The sequence below is a fragment of the Duncaniella muricolitica genome (assembly GCF_910574735.1).
In the GTDB taxonomy this organism is placed as follows: Bacteria; Bacteroidota; Bacteroidia; order Bacteroidales; family Muribaculaceae; genus Duncaniella; species Duncaniella muricolitica.
In genome coordinates this window covers 17702-38908 of record NZ_CAJTCF010000023.1, presented here as the reverse complement: position 1 = coordinate 38908, position 21207 = coordinate 17702, and the positions used below count along the sequence as shown (strand labels likewise).

The following is a 21207-nucleotide window of genomic DNA, read 5'->3' as shown; positions in this document are numbered from 1 at the left end:
GGTGACAACCAAATCGAAATCTATATCAGCGTAATTTTCAGAACGTAAAATAGTCGGAAACAGGAGCGCAACGGGATATGTACTCTTTTGGGGTGTAACCGGTGAATAGCCGAAATTCCTTTATCATATGTGATTGGTCTGTATAACCACATTCATATGATAGTTGGGCAAAACCTATTTTCGGATTATGCTGTAATACGGATAAGGTGCGTTGCAATCTGATGATGCGCAGGAAATCCTTTGGGGTAGTTCCGATGTGTTCTGAAAAGACACGGCAAAACTGCTTTTCACTCAGGCACGCTATGTCGGCAAGCCCCTTTATGTTTGTATGGACAGAATTGCTAATGTGACGCACCACGGTGGAAAGCCTCGGTATATTGTAGTTATTCTCCAGTAGTACGCGGTTTAATAGGAAATTTTCAATTAAGATAACGGCTGTTTCAAGATTGTCGGCATCACCCATTTTCCCTGCCAAATCCTGCAACTCAATGTCCTCCATATCATATATGGAAATGTTCCTATTGCAAAACAGACTGACGGGGATATGAAAAAACATCTTTGCCGTGTGTGGTTGAAACACAGTCACTATCATTTCGATGTTTCCCGTGGAAATGACATCTGTAAAGCTGGTTTCTTGTCCGCTTATAAAACAGCGTGGCTGTAAGTCATTCTGACTTACAACTTTCAGTCTTTCACCACGATGAAACACAAGCGACATACACCCCGTCGGCAAAGTGCGTTGCGACACCATGCCGGGTGAGCTATCCTGCAATACCCAATAATACCGCACAAACGGTTTCAGCGCAGGAGAGGGATGTATGATCTTGAATGTTTGCATCCTGCAAAATTATAACAAGGCTATTTATTCCGATAGTAAAAAACGGACATTAAAGCATTCGGAGTATTTATATTTTTTCGTGCGCAAAATCGCCATCAATATATATGGTTGCGTCCTCGCCTACAAACCTGATTAGAGTATAGTTCGGATCGGTAGCACCTCCGGGGAAATGATTTATCAGCCACTCCTGCCACATCTCTTTTCGGATTTTATCATCGCTGACAATTTCCGCTATGCCACGCAGAGCGACACTATCACCATAAAAATAATAGCTTACTCCGGCTTTGGAATTTGTCTTGAGGTCATTTATTTTCACGGATGCGGCATCGGTTGCCATCCAAATCTCGTTGCATCCGTTGGTCTTAATTTTCTTGATGGGCACAGGGCGTGGGAATCCATCCGCATTTATCGTGGCAAGTGTGACCTCATTGCATTGCGCAAGCAAACTGACAGCTTTTTCTGTGAGGCTTCTTTTGTCTTTCTCTTTCCAGCGTTTGAGCGTTGGGAAAATCTTGCGCATTTGAGCCTTTGCCTGTTCCGGAGAGAGATTCCATCCTGTTTCCTTGTTTATCTGGTCGGTAAACTGCACACAAAACTCAATCATCTGACTCATATTGAAGTCTTGTAGGAATACTCCATCCTTGTAACAGTAACCGCAATAATCTTCACTTATACTGCCGTCGGCATTAGTTCCGGGATTTGCGGGATTAAGAGGCATCCCGCAACTCTGACAAAATTTTTGTTCCATATATTATTTATTAAATGATTTTTACTTCTTCATTATCAACCGGTACATCATGGAAATATCTTCAGAAGCCATTTCAAACTTAGATTTCTCTATGAGTATGTTTTGTCCCGTCATTATATAGGAGGGGAGGATGCGAACACCGTTATATGAAATCTCTGTATTTCGCAATTTGTATGTGGATACGCTTGGGATAACATTTTTCTTGATTGCCTTCTTGCCAATCATATTAAAGGCCTTCTTTGCCACATCACCCATAAGCATTATAACCTTGACGTTGGGAAACAATGCAAGCTCTCTTTCCAGATATGGCAGACTTTCCTCTATGCTTTCCTTTGAAACGACATATCCGTTTTTGGGTATTTTAACCGCATTGGTAATATAAATCCCCTTGTTGAGAATATCCTGCACAGAATCTACCTCTATCCCGGCTTTTTTGAACAACGGAATTGTCGTTGTCATATACGCCGCATCTGATTTTCCATAGAAGTCCTCTTCCGGATGTGACGGAACAATCTCATTTATCATGATTGCGTGTATTGTTTCCGGTGTAACCTCCACGTTATTAAACCGCAGATCGGTTGCACCTTCAACGAATTGTTGCAACACTTCTTTTACATTCATAATAATTTGAGTATTTCTTCGTGGACTTGCCCGTTTGTTCCTACGACGTGACTTCCTTTAGCCGGGTCAAGCGCATTCCCGTTCCAATCAGTCACTTTTCCTCCGGCTTCTTGTACCAGAAGCATCCCTGCCGCATAATCCCACGGATTCAAATATATCTCGAAATATCCGCCTTGTCTGCCGCAGGCTGTATATGCCAACTCCAAAGCGGCTGAGCCAAGTCTTCGGACATCTTGGGAATTTTCGTAAACTTTCAGAAATCGGGCAAAGTTTTCTTTCGCTAATTCTCTTTTTGCAGTGCCGATGCCTATGATGGTTTCCGATAGTTTTGTGGCAGATGAAACGTGTATGGGCTTGCCGTTCAAGAAACTTCCTTCTTCCTTGACAGCAGAAAAAAGTTCATCGTGAAACGGATCATAGACAATGCCCATTACTATCTCTTTCTGACTACAAAGAGCTAACGACACCACACTATGCTGATAGTCGTGCATGAGGTTGGTAGTGCCATCAACAGGGTCAAGAATCCAGTAGCTGTCTGTATCCATACGCTGTAAGCCGGTTTCCTCTCCGAGAAACTGTATGTCCGGCGCAAGTGTATGTAATGCCTTCTTCAAGAAATCCTGAACGGCGACATCCACTTGAGTAACGTAATCGGCTACTCCTTTTTCTTTCACAAGGGCTGCCATTTCCCTGTTTGTGATTATCCCCTTAGTCTCTTTGACCAAGCTGATTATACGTTGTATATCCATATTTATAGGGTTTAATTCAATAGTTTTTGCAGGTCATCGACAGAAACATCCATTCTCTTGGAAACTTCTTCCAAAGTCATTCCATTAGAAATGAATCTCTCTATGACCATTTTCATTTCCTCACCGACTTCTATTAGATGCCCATCCAAATCGTAAAAGCGGATTACTCGCTGTCCCCAATCATGCTCAACGACTTCACCTAAGAATGCGATTGACGAATTGCCTTTCAGCTTTTGCAGAAAGCCATCAAAATCACGTTCCTCAAAGACGATTTCAACATTGTTTGACTTTTTATGAACTTTTTCTTTGGGTACGCCAATAAGCCAATCGAAATTCTGCTGTAAAGCCAGACCGCAGGAGAACAGGATATTTCGTCCATAATTTTGACAGACTTCCAACCCGAATATGTTTTCGTAGAAACTTCGGGCTTTGCTTATATCTGACACGGATAAAACCGTACAACAATATCTCATATTTATTTTTTCCAGCGTTTGAGGTTGGGATAGAATTGGCGCATCATCTCTTTAGCCTGTTCCACGGTCATATTTTCTCCGGACCACTTGTTTATATCATCGGTGAACCGAGCGCAATGCTCAATCATCTGCTCCATTGTAAAGTCCTGCGTGAACCGGCCATCCATGTAACAATAGTTGCAGTAATCATCATTGCGGCTGCCATCGGCATTTATTCCCTTATCTTTGTCAGTTAACGGCATACCGCAACTTTGACAAAATTTTTGTTCCATATTCATATATTTAGTTGTTTGATATTCCTTTTAATGCGCATTTAATTTTCCAACTCGCATAAATATGAGCCAACCAATGTTCGGAAAAAGGCATCATTATAAGACCTCGGATATTTTCACCACACCAGTAATCTATCAACCACCGGGCATTTTCAGAGTCGCTCACAACATGAAGTGATTTGAGTTTTTCCCTATCCTCATCAGTCATTCTGCGTTCCAAATCGCAAAAAGAAAGCTCTTTCAACAATAGGCTGGTATTGTCTTTTACAGATTCAGCATATTCATATAGCGCATCTAAATTCAATGTTTTGGAGAAATCTGATATTTCCTGTTTTTCAAGCTCGTTACCCGTTGTGATAATTGGAGAGCCAATCGAGCTTTTATAATCCCTTGAAAAGAATATCTGATTGTCCTTGTTGATTAGAGTATGGGTAACAATATCCTCGATACGGAATATATGCCAGATGGAATAGGCAATTGTCTTGCTGTGAAAACCGTCTTCTCCAATGAATGGGATAGCATTGAAATCAGCACGACATAATTCCACTTTGAACTGCGCTAAGATATCAAATAATTGGGTACGCAAAGACAATAAGTTTTCAATTCCCAAATGAAATGTGGTTTCATTGGAAATTTCTTCCTTAATTTTATGGCATTGCTCTAATAAATTATTACCCATATCTTTTCAATTTTATTATTGGCGATTTCCTTCAATTACCTGATTTATCAACTCCCGAACTTCATCATCCGACATTTTCCTATCTCTTACAAGAGTGCTTATCACACCACGAATAGAGTTATTAAAATATCTCTGTACTACATTCTTCAGGTTGTTGCCACAATACTCATCCCGTTCTATGAGTGGGTAGTATATGAACCCGTTGTTCCCTGCCGGCTTATGCCCTAAAAAGCCTTTCTCGACAAGAAACTTCACAAATGTAGATATGGCAGTCCGGCTTGGACGAGGTTCAGGATAAGTGGCTATAATCTCCTTGACGGTAGCTTCGCCCCTCTCCCAAAACTTGTTCATCACTTCTTCTTCACGCTTAGTAAGTTGTTCCATCATCAAATGAAATTTAGTATATGCAAAGTTAGTCTAAATAAATTAGTCAACCAAGCAAATTCACCTATTTTTATCCTTTATTGGAAAATTCACTCACCATTGCCCCCCTCCGTTCACTTTAAAGTGATCCCCCAAATTCACTCGAAAGTGCCCCCTTAAATTCACTTTAAAATGATCCCCTAAAAAGTGAGTTTCATTCTTGTTTACTCGATCTATAATTCTATTTTGTTTGTTAAAAACGAATAAAAGTCAGTTATGCCCAATAGACAATTAGGAATGGAAAAGATTCGTCAAGTGTTACGCTGTTACTCTCAGGGTTATGGGACCAAAAGTATCAGCAGTATGTTAACCGTTTCGCGCAATACGGTCAAGAAATACTTACAGGTATTTCAGCGCAGCGGTTTGGATTATGAAGGAGTACTGTCTCTATCGGACCAGGAACTCTCGGAGTTATTCCACGAAAAGACCAGAGTAAAGACAGAAAGCGAACGGATGGAAGAACTAAAGTCGTTGTTGCCCGAATATTGCAAGCGGCTTCAGAAGAAAGGTGTTACCCGTGAGGCTTTACATCGTGAGTACCTCTCTTCCCATCCGGATGGTTACGGACGCACCCGCTTCTATATTCTGATTCAGCAGCATATAGCCTGCAGCCGTCCCATCATGCATCTTGAACACAAGGCCGGTGATAAAGTGTTCATAGACTTCGCCGGTGACAAACTCTCCATCATCGACCTTGAGACGGGCGAAATCATCCCGGTGGAGGTTTTTGTCGCGATCCTTCCCTGCAGCCAGTTAACCTATGTGGAAGCGGTCATGAGCCAGAAAAAGGAGGACTTGATCCGTGCTTCGGAAAACGCCTTGTTATACTACCAGGGGGCTCCCTCCGCCATCATCCCGGACAATCTCAAGTCCGCCGTTACTAAGAGCAGTAAATACGAGGCCATCCTGAATGAGGACTTTGCAGCCTTTGCCGAACATTACGGCTGTACCGTAATTCCCGCCAGGGCTTACAAGCCACGTGACAAGGCACTGGTCGAGGGTGCCGTTAAACTGATCTATCGCAGTATCTATCCAAAGATACAGGAACGCGAGTTTTATGACCTTGATTCACTGAACGCGGCTATCCGTGTCGCCTTGGAACTCCACAACAACACTCCGCTGACAGACCGTAAATACAGTCGACGGGAACAGTTCGAGGAGATAGAACGTGATTCTTTACGCAAGCTCAATCCCATCCGTTTTGAACTCAAACAGCGTTACAGGGCTACCGTGATGAAAAACGGTCATGTCCGCCTGGGGGAAGACGCCCATTACTACAGTGTGCCTTGCGGCTATATAGGCAAGAAGGTCATCTTGTTATATACCTCACGCGAGGTATGCATCTATTACGGCTACGAGCTGATTGCTTCCCATACCCGCAACAGGGCCCGTTGCCGGTACACGACCCTGGAAGAGCACCTGGCTTCACACCATCGCTATATCACGGAATGGAACCCGGATAAATTTATACGTGAAGCGGCGGCTATTCATCCGGATGTGGAGGCATATATCCGTCAGGTTATGGAAGAGAAAAAGCATCCGGAGCAAGCCTATAAATCGTGTCAGGGCATTCTTAGCTTCGCACGCAGGGTCGGCAACACCCGATTGACCAATGCCTGCCGTTGGGCTACAAGTTACGGTCTGTACAATTATCCCATCATCGAGCGCATCCTTAACAACCGGCAGGATGAGTTCCCGTTGGAAGACAGTGCCGGGCAAGAAACGGAGATGCCTTCCCATGAGAATATCAGAGGAAAAGAATATTATCAATAAACCAACCAGATACAATATGGAAATGAATCAGGACACATTGGAAAAGATGTTAGGAATGAATCTTAAAGGTATGTATTATGCCTTTAAAACAAGTTTGGAAACACATCGGACAGAGAGCATGACTACCGACCAGTTCGTCTCATGGCTGGTCTCAAGTGAATGGGATGACCGCAGAAACCGCGCGGTAGAGAGAGCTATCCGTCAGGCCTCCTTCAGATACAAGGCCACCATTGAAGAAATAGACTTCTCAGTGGAAAGGGGGCTGGACAAGAATCTTACCCAGCGTTTGGCTGACCTTACGTTTGTCAGGGAACGCAAAGACATGTTTATTACCGGAAGTGCCGGAACAGGAAAAAGTTATCTGGCAACCGCTTTTGGCTTCCAGGCTTGCCAGAAAGGATATAAAGTACTATACGCCAACACATCCAGACTTATGGGGATGCTTAAGGTTGCCAAGGCAAAAGGTACAATCCTGCAAGAACTCAAGAAAATCGAGAGGTTGGATATGCTTATACTGGATGATTTTGGCATACAACCCTTCGATTCCCAAGGGCGGATGAACCTGATGGATATCATAGAGGACAGGCATGGTAAAAAATCCACCGTCATAACATCACAGGTCCCGGTAAGGGATTGGTATGACGTTATTGGAGAAAAGACGATTGCCGATGCCGTTCTGGACAGAATTGTACATCAGGCTATACGTATAGAGCTCTTCGGAGAGTCGCTACGCAAATGTAAAAGTAAAAAAGAATCGTTATATTTATAAACGAAATTTAATGTAGAACCCGGCATAACTGACAGGAAGAATACGAAGAAAACAAGAATGAACAGGATGGAAGAATGGAAAAATTTAACAGGGGTCAAATTGCTCTGAATTAAGGGGGCTACTTTGAGTGGATTTTCCATTTATAAACAAAAGGGTTATCTGTGTCCATTATAATACGGACGTTTATGGATTATTGTATAAAAAGCAAGAGGATACAATTCAAATGATTCTTCCTCTTGCTGTCATTGTCATATTTTCAATCCTTTCGGACGGTTTTCATCCTTGACATACAGCCCCGGACGACCGATTACGATATGGTTGTCAATGAAATTGCCCGTGGAACTTTGTTCATTTGCCGGACTGCGTATCTGTGGCGGTGTATCTCCGTGATATTGCGTCGGCCTGTTCCGCACGACTTCCGTTTCCGGCTTGACCTGCTGCCCTTCGTTCTCCTTGTCGGCGATTTCGGGCGTGGGCGCAAGTTCCAGTTGTATCTTGCGGTCGAGGGCGGCAAGTTCGGACTTCAACTGTTTCAGCTCGACCTCCTTCTTCCACACCTTGCCCGTTATCTCCTGTAACTGCGGTATCTCACGTTCCAGCACCTCATTCTTCGCCTTGTACTGGTCGATGATGGGGGGTATCCTCTCAATTGCGTTCAGGAAGTTGCGGGCGGCGGCCAACGGGTCAGCCATCGCCAGATGCCCGTTGTTGTAGGTGTACTTGTAGTTTCCTTCAACTACAAAACGGTTGTCGGTGAACTCCAAGCCCTCTTTGAGTATCCTCTCACTCACTACCTTTATCGGGAAACCGTAAAGCTCTCCGACCTGTGTGTAAAGCCCGCCCGTCGTGGTGTTCTTGGCTATCTCCTGCAAACGCTTTCCGATGACCTTCTCGTCTGTGGAGTCCACTCCGTCCACCTTTATCATATTAAGGCGGTTGCCCTCCTTGTCGGTCTGCACCACTGATAGGAAGCGGTTCCAGTCCTCCGTCATGGCATCAATGAAAGCCGTGTTGTTGCGCAGCTCACCCGTCTTCGACTCCAGCTTGAACTCCGAATCACGCCTGCCTTTGTTGAACGACTTGCGTTCCCCTTCGAGCGAGGCGATGCGCTTTTCAAGTTTAGCCTTGTCCAACAGGTCGGTGTTGCCGGAGAGCAATGCCATATACTCCGAGAAGTTCATGCCCGATTTCTCGTCCATAGCACCCTCGTCGATGGTACGCGCACCCATCGCCCCGCTTTTGAGCTGGCTGATGAAAGTCTGCTTGCAGTGCAGGAGGTTGAACTTGTAGCTGTCCAGCGACTTCTCCACCGCATAGATGATTACATCCACGTTGTTCCCGGCAAAATGCTTGGCTATCTCATTCCCGGCTCTAACACCCCGTCCGTCACGCTGTTGCAGGTCCGACGGTCGCCACGGCGTGTCCAAATGATGAATTGCCACACATCTTTTCTGTGCGTTCACGCCCGTTCCGAGCATAGAGGTTGAGCCGAACAACACGCGCACCGTCCCAGCGTTCATGGCATCTATCACCGCCTTTCGTGCCTTGTCAGTCTTGCATTCTTGAATGAAGCGCACCTCGCTTGGCGGTATGCCGTAATCCTCCGTCAGTTTGCGTTTGATTTCCGAATAGACGTTCCAACCGTCCCCCGACTGGTATGTCCCCAAGTCCGAGAAAACGAACTGCGTGCCTTTCTGCGCATCGTATTTTTGGTAATACTCCGCGATCATCTTGGCGCAGTGGCTCGCCTTGTTGTCGGGGTGGTCTTCATAATGCGGGTCTATCATGCGCATGTCGAGAGCCATCTTCCGGGCATAGTCGGTAGCGATGAGCATCTTCGCCTTTTCCTCCGTTTCCGAAAGCGGCAGCCTGCCCAGCAGAGTGGCGTCGCCCGTCTTGGCAAATTCCATCAGTTGCTTGATGAAATACTCTTGGTCGGGTGTGGGCGGTATGTGGTGCAGTATCTCGTTCTTGTTGGGACGGTCCACGCCCACGTCCTCTGCCGTGCGGTAGTCCGTGATTTCATTATAGAAAGCGGCAAGCTCCGGCACTTTGATGAAGTAGCGGAAACGCTCCTTCTGCACCACGTTATTCGTCACGTTAAATTCAAAATCCGTCGTCTTTTTGGCGAATATCGCCGCCCACGCATCGAAACAGCGGATGTCCTGCCGTTCCAGCTCCTTCGGGCGCAGGTACTTGAACAGCAGGTACAGTTCCGTCAGCGAGTTGCTGATGGTCGTGCCGGAAAGAAAAGTTGCTCCCAAGTCCTTGCCTGTACGTTCTTGTATAGTGCGTATGGCGAAAAGCATATTGAGTGCCTTTTGGCTACCCTCGCTGTTCCCCAATCCCGCCACACGGTCGTGGCGCGTGTTGAAAGTCAGATTTTTGAACTGGTGGCTCTCATCTATGAAGATGTGGTCGATGCCCATCTGCTTGAAATCCACCACGTCATCCGTGCGTGACTTTATGGCGTGTTCCACCTTCTCCAGCTTCGCTTCAAGGTTGTGCTTGCGCTTCTCCAGCCCTTTCAGCATCGCCCGCGACACGTTCTTTCCCTGCTGCCGCAGCACTTCGAGGTTTTCCTCCACCGTGTCAAGCTCCGCTTGCAGGATGCGCTGTTGCAACTCCGGCGACTGCGGTATCTTTCCGAACTGGTCGTGCGACATGATGACACAATCGTAATCGTTGTTTTTGATGTTGTTGAAGAAACGCACACGGTTGGCAGTCGAAAAATCCTTCTCCGAAGCGTACAGAATACGTGCGTTGGGATATGCCGCCTGATAGGTGGCTGCAATCTCCGCGACGTTGGCTTTCAACCCGATAATCATCGGCTTGTGTGCCAAGTTAAGACGCTTCATTTCATGCGCGGCGATGCACATTATCAGCGTCTTTCCGGTTCCCACCTCATGGTCGCAAATTCCGCCGCCGTTCTGTTTCAGCATCCAGACGCAATCCATCTGCGAGGGATAGACGCTCTTGATGCCCCGGCTTGCCAGCCCCTTCAAGTTGAGGTCGGGAAAAGTCTGGTGCGAGCCGTCATATTTCGGGCGCACGAAACAGTTGAACTTGCGGTTATACATCGTCGTCAGCCGTTCCTTGAACTGCGGCGACTGCTCTTCCAGCCATTCGGAGAAGCCGTTTCGTATCTCGTCAATCTTGGCGTTGGCGAGCTGTATGCCCTCGCTGTCGCGCACCTTGATGTCATTGCCATGCTCATCCTTGCCGATGGACTTCATCATGTCGGGGCAGGTGTTGTGCAGGGCGTGTTTCAGAAGGTGCATACCGTCATAGTTCCGGTAATACCCCTTCACCAGAAACTCGTCCGTGATTTTCATGGTGCGGTATCCGCACGCCACCGAAAACTCGTCCATGCTGGCGGAGTAGGCGATTTTCACCTCCGTATCGAACAACCGGCTCATGTAGGCGGCATAGACACCCGTAGGAATCCATCGTTCCCCGAAATTGAAGTCCAGATCCTCGAAGGCGATGCGCGGCGGTTCGGCATCTTTCAGAGCCTCCAACGCCTGTTTTATTTCCGGCATACGCTCATTTTCGGGATTGTCGCCCATCCATGCCTCTATGCGCTCCGCCTTCTCTATCACGTTCCCGGCGATGAAGCGGTCTTTGATTTCGTAACCGGTCACGAGCGGATTGTAATAGATGCGCCCTTGCAGGGCTGTGAGCAATTCCTCCGCCGTACTGTCGGTTATCTCCCGCATATAGTCGAGATTGACCGTGCCGAACTTGTTGAGCGACGCGGAAAGTGCCTCTTCGGGAGAACCTACGTTGGTATGGCTCTCCACCGCGAAGGAAACGGGACGTTCGAAGATGTCCGCCTTGACGAACTTCCCGTTCTCCGCCCGTTCCAGCGAAAGGATGTCACGACCGCCTGCGTCCATCATCACCAACTTTACGTTCTGCTTGGCGTTGAGGTTGCCGTAACGCATGACAAATTCATCGTAACAGGTGTTCAGATGCTCTCGCCACGGAACATTCGCCTCGTGCCTGTTCGATTCATAACGGTACAGACGCTCGTAGGCGTCACGCAGCGACACATACAGCAAAGCCTTTTCCTTCTGGTAGCCTTTCAGGTCGAGCGGCTGGAATGTCGCCCCGTATGGGGTGATGTCCTTCAGGTAGCCGATGTTATGACGTCCCCAGTCAGCCACCAGCGACCCTTCGCGCAGGTGCATCTCCGGTGTGCGGTGGTAGGCACGGGGCGATAGGTCCACGACTTCCTCCTTCGGCTTCTCCGCTTCGATGTCGGGGAAAAGGGAAGTCGCCACTGCTTCCGATGGGGTATCTGTAACGGCAGGTGCGGCGACTGCCTCCGGCTGTGCTTCTTCTTGCCGTGTTTGCTCACGGTGAGCTTCCGACACGGCTTTCACTTCCGTCTTTTCCGCCGCCACTTGTTTCTCGTTATGCTGCCTCGCCAGCTCCCGAAGTTCCTTCCTGCGTTCCGGTGTCAAACCCATCATCATCTCATAGAAGCCGTTGATGGGAGGATTGGTATCCCAGTCCAGCGTGGCATAGATGTCGTCCGGGTCGGCAGGCTTTGCGGCATTGTCCACTTTCACCTCCTTGTTCTCCGTTACAGTCTTAGGTGTGGAAGCAGTCGGTATAGCAGTGACTTTCGGTGTTGCCTGCACCTGCGGCTTAGGCGAAATGCGCCTTGTAGGGCTTTCTTTCTTTGCCGTCTTTTTCTTCTTGGCGGTTTTCGATTGGCTGACTTCTTCCGTCATACCCCAAAGATCGAGCAATGATAGCTGCACCCCATCAGAATATTTCGGACGTGGCTCTATCTCCGGCTTTTCCTCTGTGGGTTGCGGTTTCTCCGTCGGAGTTTCAACTGTTTGTGAAAATACCGTTTTCTGTGTTACAGCAGGACGCTCCGCCTCCTTTTGAACAATAACTTTTTCTTCCGTTCCCGACTGCCGGATTGTTCCCGAATACAGACGCATGGCGAGCCTGTAATGGAAATCCTCGTCGAGCATACGGCGCAAGTCCCCGGCTATACCTGCGGTCTTGCCCTCATGCAGATAAACCATAGCGGGCTTCCCGTAGGGGTCGGTGTCAAGTTTCGCCGTCGTATGCACGATGCGTTCCGGGTGGTGGATGAAATAGGCGTTGTCTGTCAGGCCGGTTTTCGTGTCCGTCTGTATCACGGTCATCAGCCGCTCGTCCTGCGACATTTCCTTTTTGTTCAGGTTCTTTTGCAGGACAATCAGGTCGCTGCCCACCTCTGTCCCCGCGTTGTCCGTGAACAGGTTGTTGGGCAGGCGTATCGCGGATACCAGATCAGCCTGACTGAACAGCTCGTTACGCACGGAGGTCTTGGTGCTGTTCAATACCCCTTGCGAGGTGATGAACGCCACGATGCCGCCGTCACGCACGGCATCCAGCCCTTTGAGGAAAAAATAGTTGTGGATGGCTTTCTGGGCGGAGCGTCTGCCGAATGAGTCGCTCCGCTGAAATTCAGGGTCAAACACGGCGATGTCACCGAAGGGAATGTTGGACACCGCCAAGTCGAAATAATTGTTGAACGGTTTTTCGATTTTCTCAAAACCGCAGGTACGCATCTTTTGGTCAGGATAGAGATGCCGCAGGATTGTACCCGTGAGCAGATCCTTCTCAAAAGCCATCACATCCGCATTGGGGCTGTGCCGCAGCACGGAGTCCACGAACACGCCGACACCCGCCGACGGTTCGAGCATACGGGCGGGGCGGACACTGTAATCCGCCAGCACGTCCGCGAGGGTGTCGGTTATCTCTTTGGGAGTGTAGAAAGCGGTAAGTACGGACGCTTTGAGCGAGTCCACAAACCGCTTGTACTCCGTTTCGTCCTTGCTGTTCTCACGGATAAGCCTGTGCAGCTCCACCGTCGGGGCGAACAGTTCGAGGTCGGATTTCGCCCAGCGGACGGCATCCGTCAGTTCCTTTGCAGGGTTGAGGATACATTTCAGACCGCCGAAACCGCAGTACCTTTGAAGTATGGCACGCTCTTCGGTTGTCACTGTCCTGTTTTCCCTGTCAAGGATGAATGCCGTCCGTATCGCCTCGATGTTGTCCCGCAGTTTCTGTTTGCGGTTAAACGCCATATTCCCCGATATAAAGGGCGGTTGCCCCCGTCAGCTCCGTGTAGAGCAGGTCGTAATCGGAAGACAGGGCGAAATTGTCGTCCGAGAGGTCATAGACGGAAAACACGTTGCCGACAAGCGGCAGGAGTTTCTGTATGAAGGCTTCGCACTTCTCTTCCGGCACTTCATCGGCAAACTCGTTTTCCACGACTTCGCGGAGCATGGCGTACCGGGAATAGCGCAGCCCGCGCAGCAGCGTGTCCATCGCCAGCTCCTGCGCACCGTCGGCGGGATAGCCTTCGAGCCTTGCCTTTTCATACGTTTCGGCGGCACGGTCGGCGCGTTCCCGTATGAAGGCGGCATCGGAAGCCTGTTCAAACTTGTTCGTGCGGAGATAGTCCAGCAGGTACAGACCGTAATAGGAAAAGTCGGTCTGACCCTCGTTTTTCTTCTTGTTGTTCATTACTTTGGAGTTTAGTGGATTGATATTTAACGGGATAATCGGTTGGAAAAAGGAAGAAAAAGGCACTCGGTATCCCTCCGAGTGCCACCACTAAATCCAAAGTATGAGTGTAATCCGGTATCGAAGAACAATTCATTACTCTGAACAAGTGGCAAAGTTAGCATTATTTCTTCCGTCCTGAAAATTTCTTGCCCTTTTTAGCCTCCGGGAACACAAAAGCCGTGTTATATTCCCCGTCAAAGGCGACCACGGCATCGAAGCTCTTGCCCTGTTTGCTCTTGAAGCCTTTGAGCAGCTTGGTGTGCCCGTCGGTGAGCAGGTCTTTGATTTCGTCGTCGGACAGGGTGCGTCCCGCTTTCAGCCGGAACACGGGCAGTCCGCACTCCGTGTTGTCGCAGCGTACCACCTTGCCGTAGAACCGCATCCTGCCCGTGCCGCACTTGGGACACGCGCAGCCGGAGTCACGGCTGCCGAAGAGCTTGTCGCACGAGAGCAGTTCGGAGGTGATTTCCCGTGTGTACGCCTCTATCTTCTTGCGGAAGGTGTCGGCGGACAGTTCCCCGCGCTCGATGCGTGCCAGCTCCTTCTCCCATTCGCCCGTCATGGCTACATCGGCGATGCGCATCGTCTTGACAACGGAGTTGAGGGCAAGACCCTTTTCAGTGGGGACAAGCGATTTCTTGCAGCGTTCCATGTAACCGCGCTTGAAGAGCGTTTCGATGATGGAGGCGCGTGTGGCGGGAGTGCCGATGCCGCAGTCCTTCATTGCCTGACGCAGCGCGTCGTCCTCGATTTCCTTGCCCGCCGTTTCCATAGCGGACAGCAGGGTGGCTTCGGTGTGCAGCGGCTTGGGTTTGGTCTTTCCTTCGGTGATGGAAGAGCCTTTCAGCGTCAGCGTGTCGCCTTCCTGCCAGCCGGGGATGGTGGTTTCCTCCTTGTTTTCCTCGCCATATACGGCACGCCATCCGGCTTGTTTGACAACGCTGCCTTTCACGGTGAACTCCATTCCCGCACATTCCGCCGTGACAGCGGTCACGTCCTTGACGCATTTTTCGGAGAATGCCTCGACCATACGTCCGGCAATCATCTGATAGATGGTGCCGTCCTCTTTGGAGAGGAAGAGCGGTTTCTCGCCCGTGACGAGCAGGGCGTGGTGGTCCGTCACCTTGCCGCCATCCACGCTGCGGCGTGTCGGGACGGCTTTCGCCCGCACCTTGTCTTTCCATTCGGGCTGCGTGCCGATGAAGGCGAGCAGCTTGGGGATTTCGGCGAACACGTCTTCGGGAATGTAACGGCTACCCGTTCTCGGATAGGTTATCAGTTTCTTCTCGTAGAGTTTCTGCGCGATTTCAAGCGTCTGTTCCGCCGTGAAGCCGTGCTTGGCGTTGGCTTCTTTCTGGAGCGTGGTCAGGTCGTACAGGAGCGGAGTTTCCTCCGTCTTCTCCTTGCGCTCGGCTTTCGTTACCGTTGCGTAGCCTGCCGCCCTTACCTTATTATATAGCTCCATAGCCGGCTCTTTCTCCTTCCATTTCTCGGAGGAAGAGAGTTTCACGACCTCACCATCGCAACCGTCCGTTGCGATATGGAGCTGCCAGAAGGCTTCGGGCGTGAAACGGCGGTTCTCCCAGTAGCGTTCACACACCATCGCCAATGTGGGGGTCTGCACCCGTCCGACCGAGTACGTGCCGTGTCCGGCGGCGATAGAAAGTGCCTGCGTGCCGTTGATGCCCACGAGCCAGTCGGATTCGCTCCGCGCTTTGGCGGCGAGGTATAGGTTGTCATACTTGCCGCCGTCTTCGAGGTTGCGCAACCCCTCACGGATAGCCTTGTCGGTGAGCGAGCTGATCCACAGGCGCACAAACGGGGTTTTGCATCCCGTGTAGTGGTAGAGATAGCGGAAGATTAGCTCACCCTCACGCCCGGCATCGGTTGCCACAATGATTTGTTCGCTCCCATTGAAAAGCCGGGTAATGATTTTTATCTGCGACACCACGCCGCTGTCGGGCTTGTAGCCCTTCTCCGTCCTGACCTGACGGGGGACGAGCGTGAAGGTGTCGGGGATAATCGGGAGGTTGTCACGGACGAAGCCGCGCACGCCGTAGCCGTCGGGCATGGCAAGTTGGACGAGGTGTCCGAATGCCCATGTCACGGCATAGCCGCCTCCCTCGAAATATCCTTCCTCTCTCTTTGTCGCGCCCACGATGCGGGCGATTTCACGTGCCACGGAGGGCTTTTCTGCAATGATTGTCTTCATGCTTTTTCTTTTTTAATGATTACTTTTTTTACTTTGGATTGGATTTAGTGGCGGACACGGGATTACATCTTCATGCCCTTGTTGTTTTTCTTCGGTTTATCCTGCTGCTGTTGCTGGCTGGCGGTCTTCGGGGCGGTCTGACCTTTCTGCAAAGGCTCTTTCAGGTTCTTTGTCGCCTCGTTGGTCTTGCCCTCGTTGTTCACCGCCACCTGCGTGCGGCTCTCGTTGGACGGGGCGACCTGCTGGGCGTTGTCGGGGTTCGTGTCGTAGCGGTACGGACGGCCCTTCTCCGGGTTGAACTTGATATACATCGTGGCATGGAAGCCCTGCTTGTCGGTCACGTTCTCCAGCTTCACGGCTTTGCCCTCCACGTAGTCGGCTTTCTGTTGGTCGGTGAAGTTCACGCCGCTCCATTTGCTGATGGGGCGAATGCTGCCGTCCTCGTTCGTCCACGTGTTGCGGCGTTGCTCCTTCTTGGTCTGGGCGGCATTCTCCCCGCCTTGCGCCTGACTTTTCGACGTGTCGCTCTTGGCTTCCTGCGTCTGTGCGGTACGGGGCGACCTGCCGGTTCCCGGCACGAACTCCACACCGCGCTGCTCCACGTTCACTTGCAGGGTGGTGACGAACTTCCTGCCGTCGTTGCGCTCGATGAGCTTGTCGCGCACGGGCAGTCCGGCGCGGAGCATGTCCTGCTCCTGCTTGGTAATTTCCGTCTTGCCGATGCGCTCCGGGATGCGCACCTTGTTTGCCGGGATGTCCGTGATCTCATTCGTCTTGCGGTCGATGCTGATGTAGGAGGGGATAATCTCGCCCGTTTCCCTGTCCACGATGTCCACGACCCTGCCGAGGTTGCCCGTTTCGCGCAGGTTCTTCCGGTCGTCGTCGGAGAATTTGTGTTCCTTGTATTCATCTAACTTCTGCTCCTTGCGGATGAAGTGCGGCACGAGGCTGATGTTTCCCTCGCCGTCCTTCTTGAAGGAGAGGCGGGCGTCCAGCTCGAATGATTCGCCGCCGAAGGTGGGTTTGACCTTCACCAAGTCGGACTTGCCGTAGTTGAGCATCTTCGTAAGGTTGCCGGACTTTTCAAGGTCGTCACGCTTCACACCCCATCTGTCCTCCAGTTCCTGCCAGTTGATTTTGCTCTCGTCGATGGGCTGGTAGCCCCGTTTGCCCTGCGTCTGCTGCGGGTTTTCCTGTTGTTCTTTCTGTTGCTCCATGTTTTCCTGTTTTTGAGGTACTTGTTTTTCTACCTGTTGTGAAGTCTGTTCTTCCTGCACCTTCTTCTCATAACCGGAGGTGTCCACCTTGTGAGGGGCAAGCAGTTCCTTGTTCCCTTCCGGGTCTTTCAGCAGTTGCTTCATCACCTCCAAGATATTTTCGGCTTGGTCCGCCGCGATACGGTAGAAACCGAAGCGGCTGGGTTCCTTGCACTGCCGGAAGAAGTTCTTGAAGAAGTTGTCCAGCACGTCGCCATGTCGGTCGAATTGCAGGAAACTCTGCGCGTTCTCCGCTTTCGCGGGGGTGCGCTTGGGTGTGCCGTCCACGTTCAGCCCGGCTACCACGCTGATCTCGCCCGTCTTCTCGTCACGGACTACCAGCACGTCCTTTTCGTCTTTTTTCTTTGCCATCTGAAAAATGTTTTAATGGGTTATTTATGAAAGAAATTATGGATACGAGCCTTGTAGAAGGCTATATCTTCCTTTTTGAAGTCCTTGATATGGTTGGAAAGGAATGTCAGCACGTCCTCCTCGCTGTAATAGGTTTTCTTGCCCAGTGTCTTGTAAGGCAATGCGCCGACGCTGCGGTAGCGTTGCAGGGTGCGCTTGCTTATCTGGAGCAGCATACACAAGTCCTGATTGTCGAAAAGGCGGATGCTTTCCGTGATAGCGGGCTGTTTCCCCTCAGCCTTCATCGCCAGCAGCAGTTCGTCCTGACGGTCGAGCCGTTCCATCAGCTTCTGCATCCAGACCTCGAAGTTGTTTCGTGTGAGCAGTTCCATGACCTATGTCCTCCGTCCTTTGGGGCTGCCGCCCGTGCGCAGCGTGTGGTTCCGTTTCAGTTCCTGCGGTGTCGCCGCGTCCTCGTTGACGGCACATGCTTCAAGCAGGCGGTCGATTTCAGACTGCCGGTAGCGGCATTTGCCGCGCAGCACGACATAGCCGATGCGTTGCTCGCTGCGCATACGCTGGAGGGTGCGGGTACTCACGTTAAGCAGGTGCGCCGCCTCGCGTGTGGTGAGCAACCTGTCGGGCGATGCCGCTTTCTTGTCGCCGGAGACGGCACGGACGTGTGCCGCAATCTCCGCTATCTGTTCCGTCAATGACCGGAAGGCGGAACTTTCCATCGTTATCACTTTCATATTCAGTCCTTTCTTTTTGTTTCTGCGGCAAAATTCGGCAATAAACAAAAGGGGCTTTAACAACTCACTACGTGACTCACGTAAGATTTTTACGGAAGATGGCTCCGTAACCCGGTCAAACGGCGCAACAGGCAGCCTTTCAGCGGAAAACGGTACGTGTTAAGGGCTGCGTCGTTACCTTTGCGGGCAAACCGATAATTTTATGAATATGGAAATAGTATCTATCGAGAAAAAGACTTTCGAGATGATGGTGGCGGCATTCGGCGCACTCTCGGAGAAGATCGCCGCCCTGAGGCGCAAAAGCGACTCGGGGCGCATGGAAAAATGGCTCACGGGCGAGGAGGTCTGCGGGCAGTTGAGAATCAGCCTGCGCACGTTGCAGACGCTTCGTGACAGGCGGCTTATCGGCTACTCGCAGATAAACCGAAGGTTCTATTACAAGCCGGAGGAGGTGAAGCGGCTGATACCGCTTGTCGGCACGCTCTATCCGCACGGCAGATGATTTGATTTATTCACCCACTGAATCCGAAGTTATGATGAACGAGAACAACGATGTTTTTACGATGGAAGACGAGCCGATAGCCTCTGTGGTGCAGGATATGCGCAAAGGCTCTAAATGGCTGTCCGCATTTCTGGAAAGTTACCGTCCTCCGCTGGACGGGGAGCGTTACCTGACGGACGGCGAGGTGGCGGAACTGCTCCGCGTGAGCCGACGCACCTTGCAGGAATACCGCAACAACCGTGTGTTGCCCTTCATACTTTTGGGAGGGAAGGTGCTTTACCCGGAAACGGGGCTGCGCGAGGTACTGGAAGCGAACTACCGCAAGCCGCTGGAGTAAGGCGGCCAACATGAAAAAGGAAACGGGCGACACCTTTTGTGGTGCTGCCCGTTTCCTTGTCTTATGGGGTATGTGCAATCAGCAGTACCCGGCTTTTCCGTTCTGTATGAACATCACGTATGCTTGCCGTTTCTCTTTTGCGAGAGCCTTTCCCACCAGCCATGTACGGAAAAGGTGGGTGTTGTAGGTGTTCAGCCGGAAAGCAATCGGAATGATGATTTCAAGCGCGTACACGTCCGCGTACAGCCCGTTTTCAAGCTGCATGTAGCGGCACACCTCGTAGTCGTTCAGCACGTCCGACTTGCGGACGGCTTTGATGGCTGCGTTCACTGCCGGGACGATCGTATGGAACAGTCCGGCGATTTCGGTGGCGGTCATCCACACGTCGTTACCGGTTACGCTGACCGCTTTGTCCTCTATGATGATTATGTCACGTTTCATGGCTTCTCTTTTTAGATGGTGCAACCTGCAAATTCCTCAACGTTGTTCAACCTTGCCGCAAGGTTCTCCATGTCCTGATTGAGCTTCTCTTTGGTTATCTTCGCGTAAATCTGCGTCGTCTTTATGCTCTTGTGTCCGAGCATGGAGCTGACCGTTTCGATAGGTACGCCGTTGGAGAGGAACACCGTCGTGGCTGCCGTGTGGCGGCTCTGATGCCACGTGATATGCTTGGTGATGCCGCAACGCTTGGCGACGGCACGGATACCTGCAAGGCACGTGTTATAATGCGGGACGGGGAATATCCTGCCGTTCTCGCACAGACCCCGGTATTTGCCGATTATGCGGTTGGCGATGTCAAGCAGGCGGATGTTGGACACCACGCCCGTTTTCTGGCGGTTGATGTTTATCCACTCGTGTTCGTCGAAGTAGGTGCGGATATTCTCTTCCGTGAGGTTGCGCATATCCGAGAACGACAGCCCGGTGAACGCGCAGAACAGGTAGAGGTCGCGGTACAGTTCCTGTTTGGCGTTTTTCAGTTTCCCGTCCATGAGCAGGCGGATTTCCTCTTTGGTAAGGAAACTGCGTGTCGTTTCCTCCTTCTTGATTTCATACTCGCGGAACGGGTCGCGTGTCAGCCACTCGTTGTTGATGGCGATGAACACCATCGTCCGTAGCGGGCAGACGTACAGCCACACGGTATTGGTGCAGCAGTGCTTGTCCGTGCGCAGGAACATCTCGAAGTCGGAGATGAAAGCCGGGGTAAGCTCTTTCAGTGCGATGTCCTTCACATGGTAGCGGATGTCAAGGAACTCTTGCAGGTGTTTGTAAACGGTGCGGTACTTCAGCAGCGTGCCTTTGGCTTTCATGCCTGCTTCCACCTGTTTTTCATAGTCCTCGTTGTGCTGGCGGAACACCTGCATCAGCGTGTGGTAGCGGTGCTCCAGTCCGAGAAAAGCGTTCTTGACCTTCTCTGCCGTGACGAAGTTGTCACGCTCCATGATTTCCTGATAGTGCTTGTTGATGCGCACCCGCATCTTGTCAAGCATACGGTTCGTTTCGAGTGCCGCCGTGCTTCTGCCCGTGACACGCCCCCCTTTGGTGTCCCACAGCTTCGGATCGACACTCAGCTTGCAACTGAATTGTGTCTGGTTGCCGTCCACCGTGATACGTCCCATGACGGGAACTGTCCCGTCTTTCTTCACTACCTGCCGTTTGAGATAGTAGATAACTGAAAATGTACTCTTCATCGTCCTTAATTTTTTTGGTTTCAAAATTAGTTGGTGAAGAGTCCTTCTCTGGTACGCAAAACGGTGAGGAACGGCGCAATCTTTTTCCGTAACCGGATTTTTCGCGTGAGTTGTGGGTAACTCACTATCCCTCTGCGCCTTGTTTCTCTATCCGTACCCGTTTGTCGCATTATCGGGCATGG

Annotated in this window: 20 protein-coding genes; 4 read left to right on the top strand and 16 right to left on the bottom strand. The window is 50.6% G+C overall.

What is annotated here, in order from left to right; genetic code table 11:
• Positions 1-37: 37 nt before the first annotated feature.
• From QGT73_RS06815 to QGT73_RS06780, 8 genes are all read right to left on the bottom strand, one after another.
• Positions 38-838 carry an AraC family transcriptional regulator gene (locus QGT73_RS06815; protein WP_010801759.1) on the bottom strand — a complete coding sequence of 267 codons (801 nt, stop codon included), beginning with the start codon at positions 836-838 and terminating at the stop codon, positions 38-40.
• Between the two features lie 67 nt (positions 839-905).
• On the bottom strand, positions 906-1586 hold the full coding sequence (locus QGT73_RS06810) for a zinc ribbon domain-containing protein (protein WP_010801758.1): 681 nt from the start codon (positions 1584-1586) through the stop codon (positions 906-908).
• Positions 1587-1607: 21 nt separating this feature from the next.
• A complete protein-coding gene (locus QGT73_RS06805) occupies positions 1608-2207 on the bottom strand; it encodes a uracil-DNA glycosylase family protein (protein WP_010801757.1) in 600 nt (199 codons plus the stop codon).
• Positions 2204-2956, bottom strand: coding sequence for an inositol monophosphatase family protein (locus QGT73_RS06800; RefSeq protein WP_010801756.1), 753 nt, complete (start codon positions 2954-2956; stop codon positions 2204-2206). Before QGT73_RS06800 ends, QGT73_RS06805 begins: the two co-directional genes overlap by 4 nt.
• Positions 2957-2967: 11 nt before the next feature.
• The gene (locus QGT73_RS06795; RefSeq protein WP_010801755.1) at positions 2968-3429 is read right to left on the bottom strand and encodes a VOC family protein; all 462 of its coding nucleotides are present in this window, start codon (positions 3427-3429) and stop codon (positions 2968-2970) included.
• Between the two features lie 2 nt (positions 3430-3431).
• Positions 3432-3701 (bottom strand): zinc ribbon domain-containing protein, encoded by a 270-nt coding sequence (locus QGT73_RS06790; protein WP_010801754.1) that lies wholly within the window; start codon positions 3699-3701, stop codon positions 3432-3434.
• A gap of 10 nt (positions 3702-3711) precedes the next feature.
• The gene (locus tag QGT73_RS06785; RefSeq protein WP_010801753.1) at positions 3712-4380 is read right to left on the bottom strand and encodes a hypothetical protein; all 669 of its coding nucleotides are present in this window, start codon (positions 4378-4380) and stop codon (positions 3712-3714) included.
• A gap of 15 nt (positions 4381-4395) precedes the next feature.
• A complete protein-coding gene (locus QGT73_RS06780; protein WP_010801752.1) occupies positions 4396-4764 on the bottom strand; it encodes a BlaI/MecI/CopY family transcriptional regulator in 369 nt (122 codons plus the stop codon).
• A 276-nt stretch (positions 4765-5040) separates the two neighbouring features.
• Here QGT73_RS06780 and istA point away from each other — a divergent pair, with 276 nt between their 5' ends.
• Together istA and istB are read left to right on the top strand one after the other, a co-directional pair.
• Entirely contained in the window at positions 5041-6576 is a 1536-nt protein-coding gene (gene istA / locus QGT73_RS06775) for an IS21 family transposase (protein WP_044214480.1), read from the top strand.
• A 16-nt stretch (positions 6577-6592) separates the two neighbouring features.
• Positions 6593-7345, top strand: coding sequence for an IS21-like element helper ATPase IstB (gene istB, locus QGT73_RS06770; RefSeq protein WP_009038478.1), 753 nt, complete (start codon positions 6593-6595; stop codon positions 7343-7345).
• A 248-nt stretch (positions 7346-7593) separates the two neighbouring features.
• Here the strand turns inward: istB and QGT73_RS06765 are convergent, their stop codons facing one another.
• From QGT73_RS06765 to QGT73_RS06740, 6 genes are all read right to left on the bottom strand, one after another.
• Positions 7594-13443 (bottom strand): N-6 DNA methylase, encoded by a 5850-nt coding sequence (locus QGT73_RS06765; protein ID WP_010801749.1) that lies wholly within the window; start codon positions 13441-13443, stop codon positions 7594-7596.
• The gene (locus QGT73_RS06760) at positions 13433-13885 is read right to left on the bottom strand and encodes a DUF1896 domain-containing protein (RefSeq protein WP_010801748.1); all 453 of its coding nucleotides are present in this window, start codon (positions 13883-13885) and stop codon (positions 13433-13435) included. The genes QGT73_RS06765 and QGT73_RS06760 overlap by 11 nt, the downstream gene beginning before the upstream one ends.
• 163 nt (positions 13886-14048) lie before the next feature.
• The gene (locus tag QGT73_RS06755) at positions 14049-16139 is read right to left on the bottom strand and encodes a type IA DNA topoisomerase (RefSeq protein ID WP_010801747.1); all 2091 of its coding nucleotides are present in this window, start codon (positions 16137-16139) and stop codon (positions 14049-14051) included.
• 62 nt (positions 16140-16201) lie between these two features.
• Complete coding sequence (locus QGT73_RS06750) at positions 16202-17767, bottom strand: DUF3945 domain-containing protein (protein ID WP_010801746.1); 1566 nt, start codon at positions 17765-17767, stop codon at positions 16202-16204.
• Between the two features lie 20 nt (positions 17768-17787).
• The gene (locus tag QGT73_RS06745) at positions 17788-18138 is read right to left on the bottom strand and encodes a helix-turn-helix domain-containing protein (RefSeq protein WP_005802306.1); all 351 of its coding nucleotides are present in this window, start codon (positions 18136-18138) and stop codon (positions 17788-17790) included.
• 3 nt (positions 18139-18141) lie between these two features.
• On the bottom strand, positions 18142-18498 hold the full coding sequence (locus QGT73_RS06740; protein WP_010801744.1) for a helix-turn-helix domain-containing protein: 357 nt from the start codon (positions 18496-18498) through the stop codon (positions 18142-18144).
• Between the two features lie 202 nt (positions 18499-18700).
• Here QGT73_RS06740 and QGT73_RS06735 point away from each other — a divergent pair, with 202 nt between their 5' ends.
• Together QGT73_RS06735 and QGT73_RS06730 are read left to right on the top strand one after the other, a co-directional pair.
• The gene (locus QGT73_RS06735) at positions 18701-19000 is read left to right on the top strand and encodes a helix-turn-helix domain-containing protein (RefSeq protein ID WP_010801743.1); all 300 of its coding nucleotides are present in this window, start codon (positions 18701-18703) and stop codon (positions 18998-19000) included.
• 31 nt (positions 19001-19031) lie between these two features.
• Complete coding sequence (locus tag QGT73_RS06730; protein ID WP_004310576.1) at positions 19032-19337, top strand: helix-turn-helix domain-containing protein; 306 nt, start codon at positions 19032-19034, stop codon at positions 19335-19337.
• Positions 19338-19415: 78 nt separating this feature from the next.
• On the opposite strand, the gene QGT73_RS06725 is transcribed toward QGT73_RS06730, so the two are convergent.
• Positions 19416-19778: a hypothetical protein gene (locus QGT73_RS06725; RefSeq protein ID WP_010801741.1), complete on the bottom strand. Its 363-nt coding sequence runs from the start codon at positions 19776-19778 to the stop codon at positions 19416-19418.
• 11 nt (positions 19779-19789) lie between these two features.
• Positions 19790-21025 (bottom strand): site-specific integrase, encoded by a 1236-nt coding sequence (locus tag QGT73_RS06720; RefSeq protein ID WP_010801740.1) that lies wholly within the window; start codon positions 21023-21025, stop codon positions 19790-19792.
• Between the last annotated feature and the right edge of the window lie 182 nt (positions 21026-21207).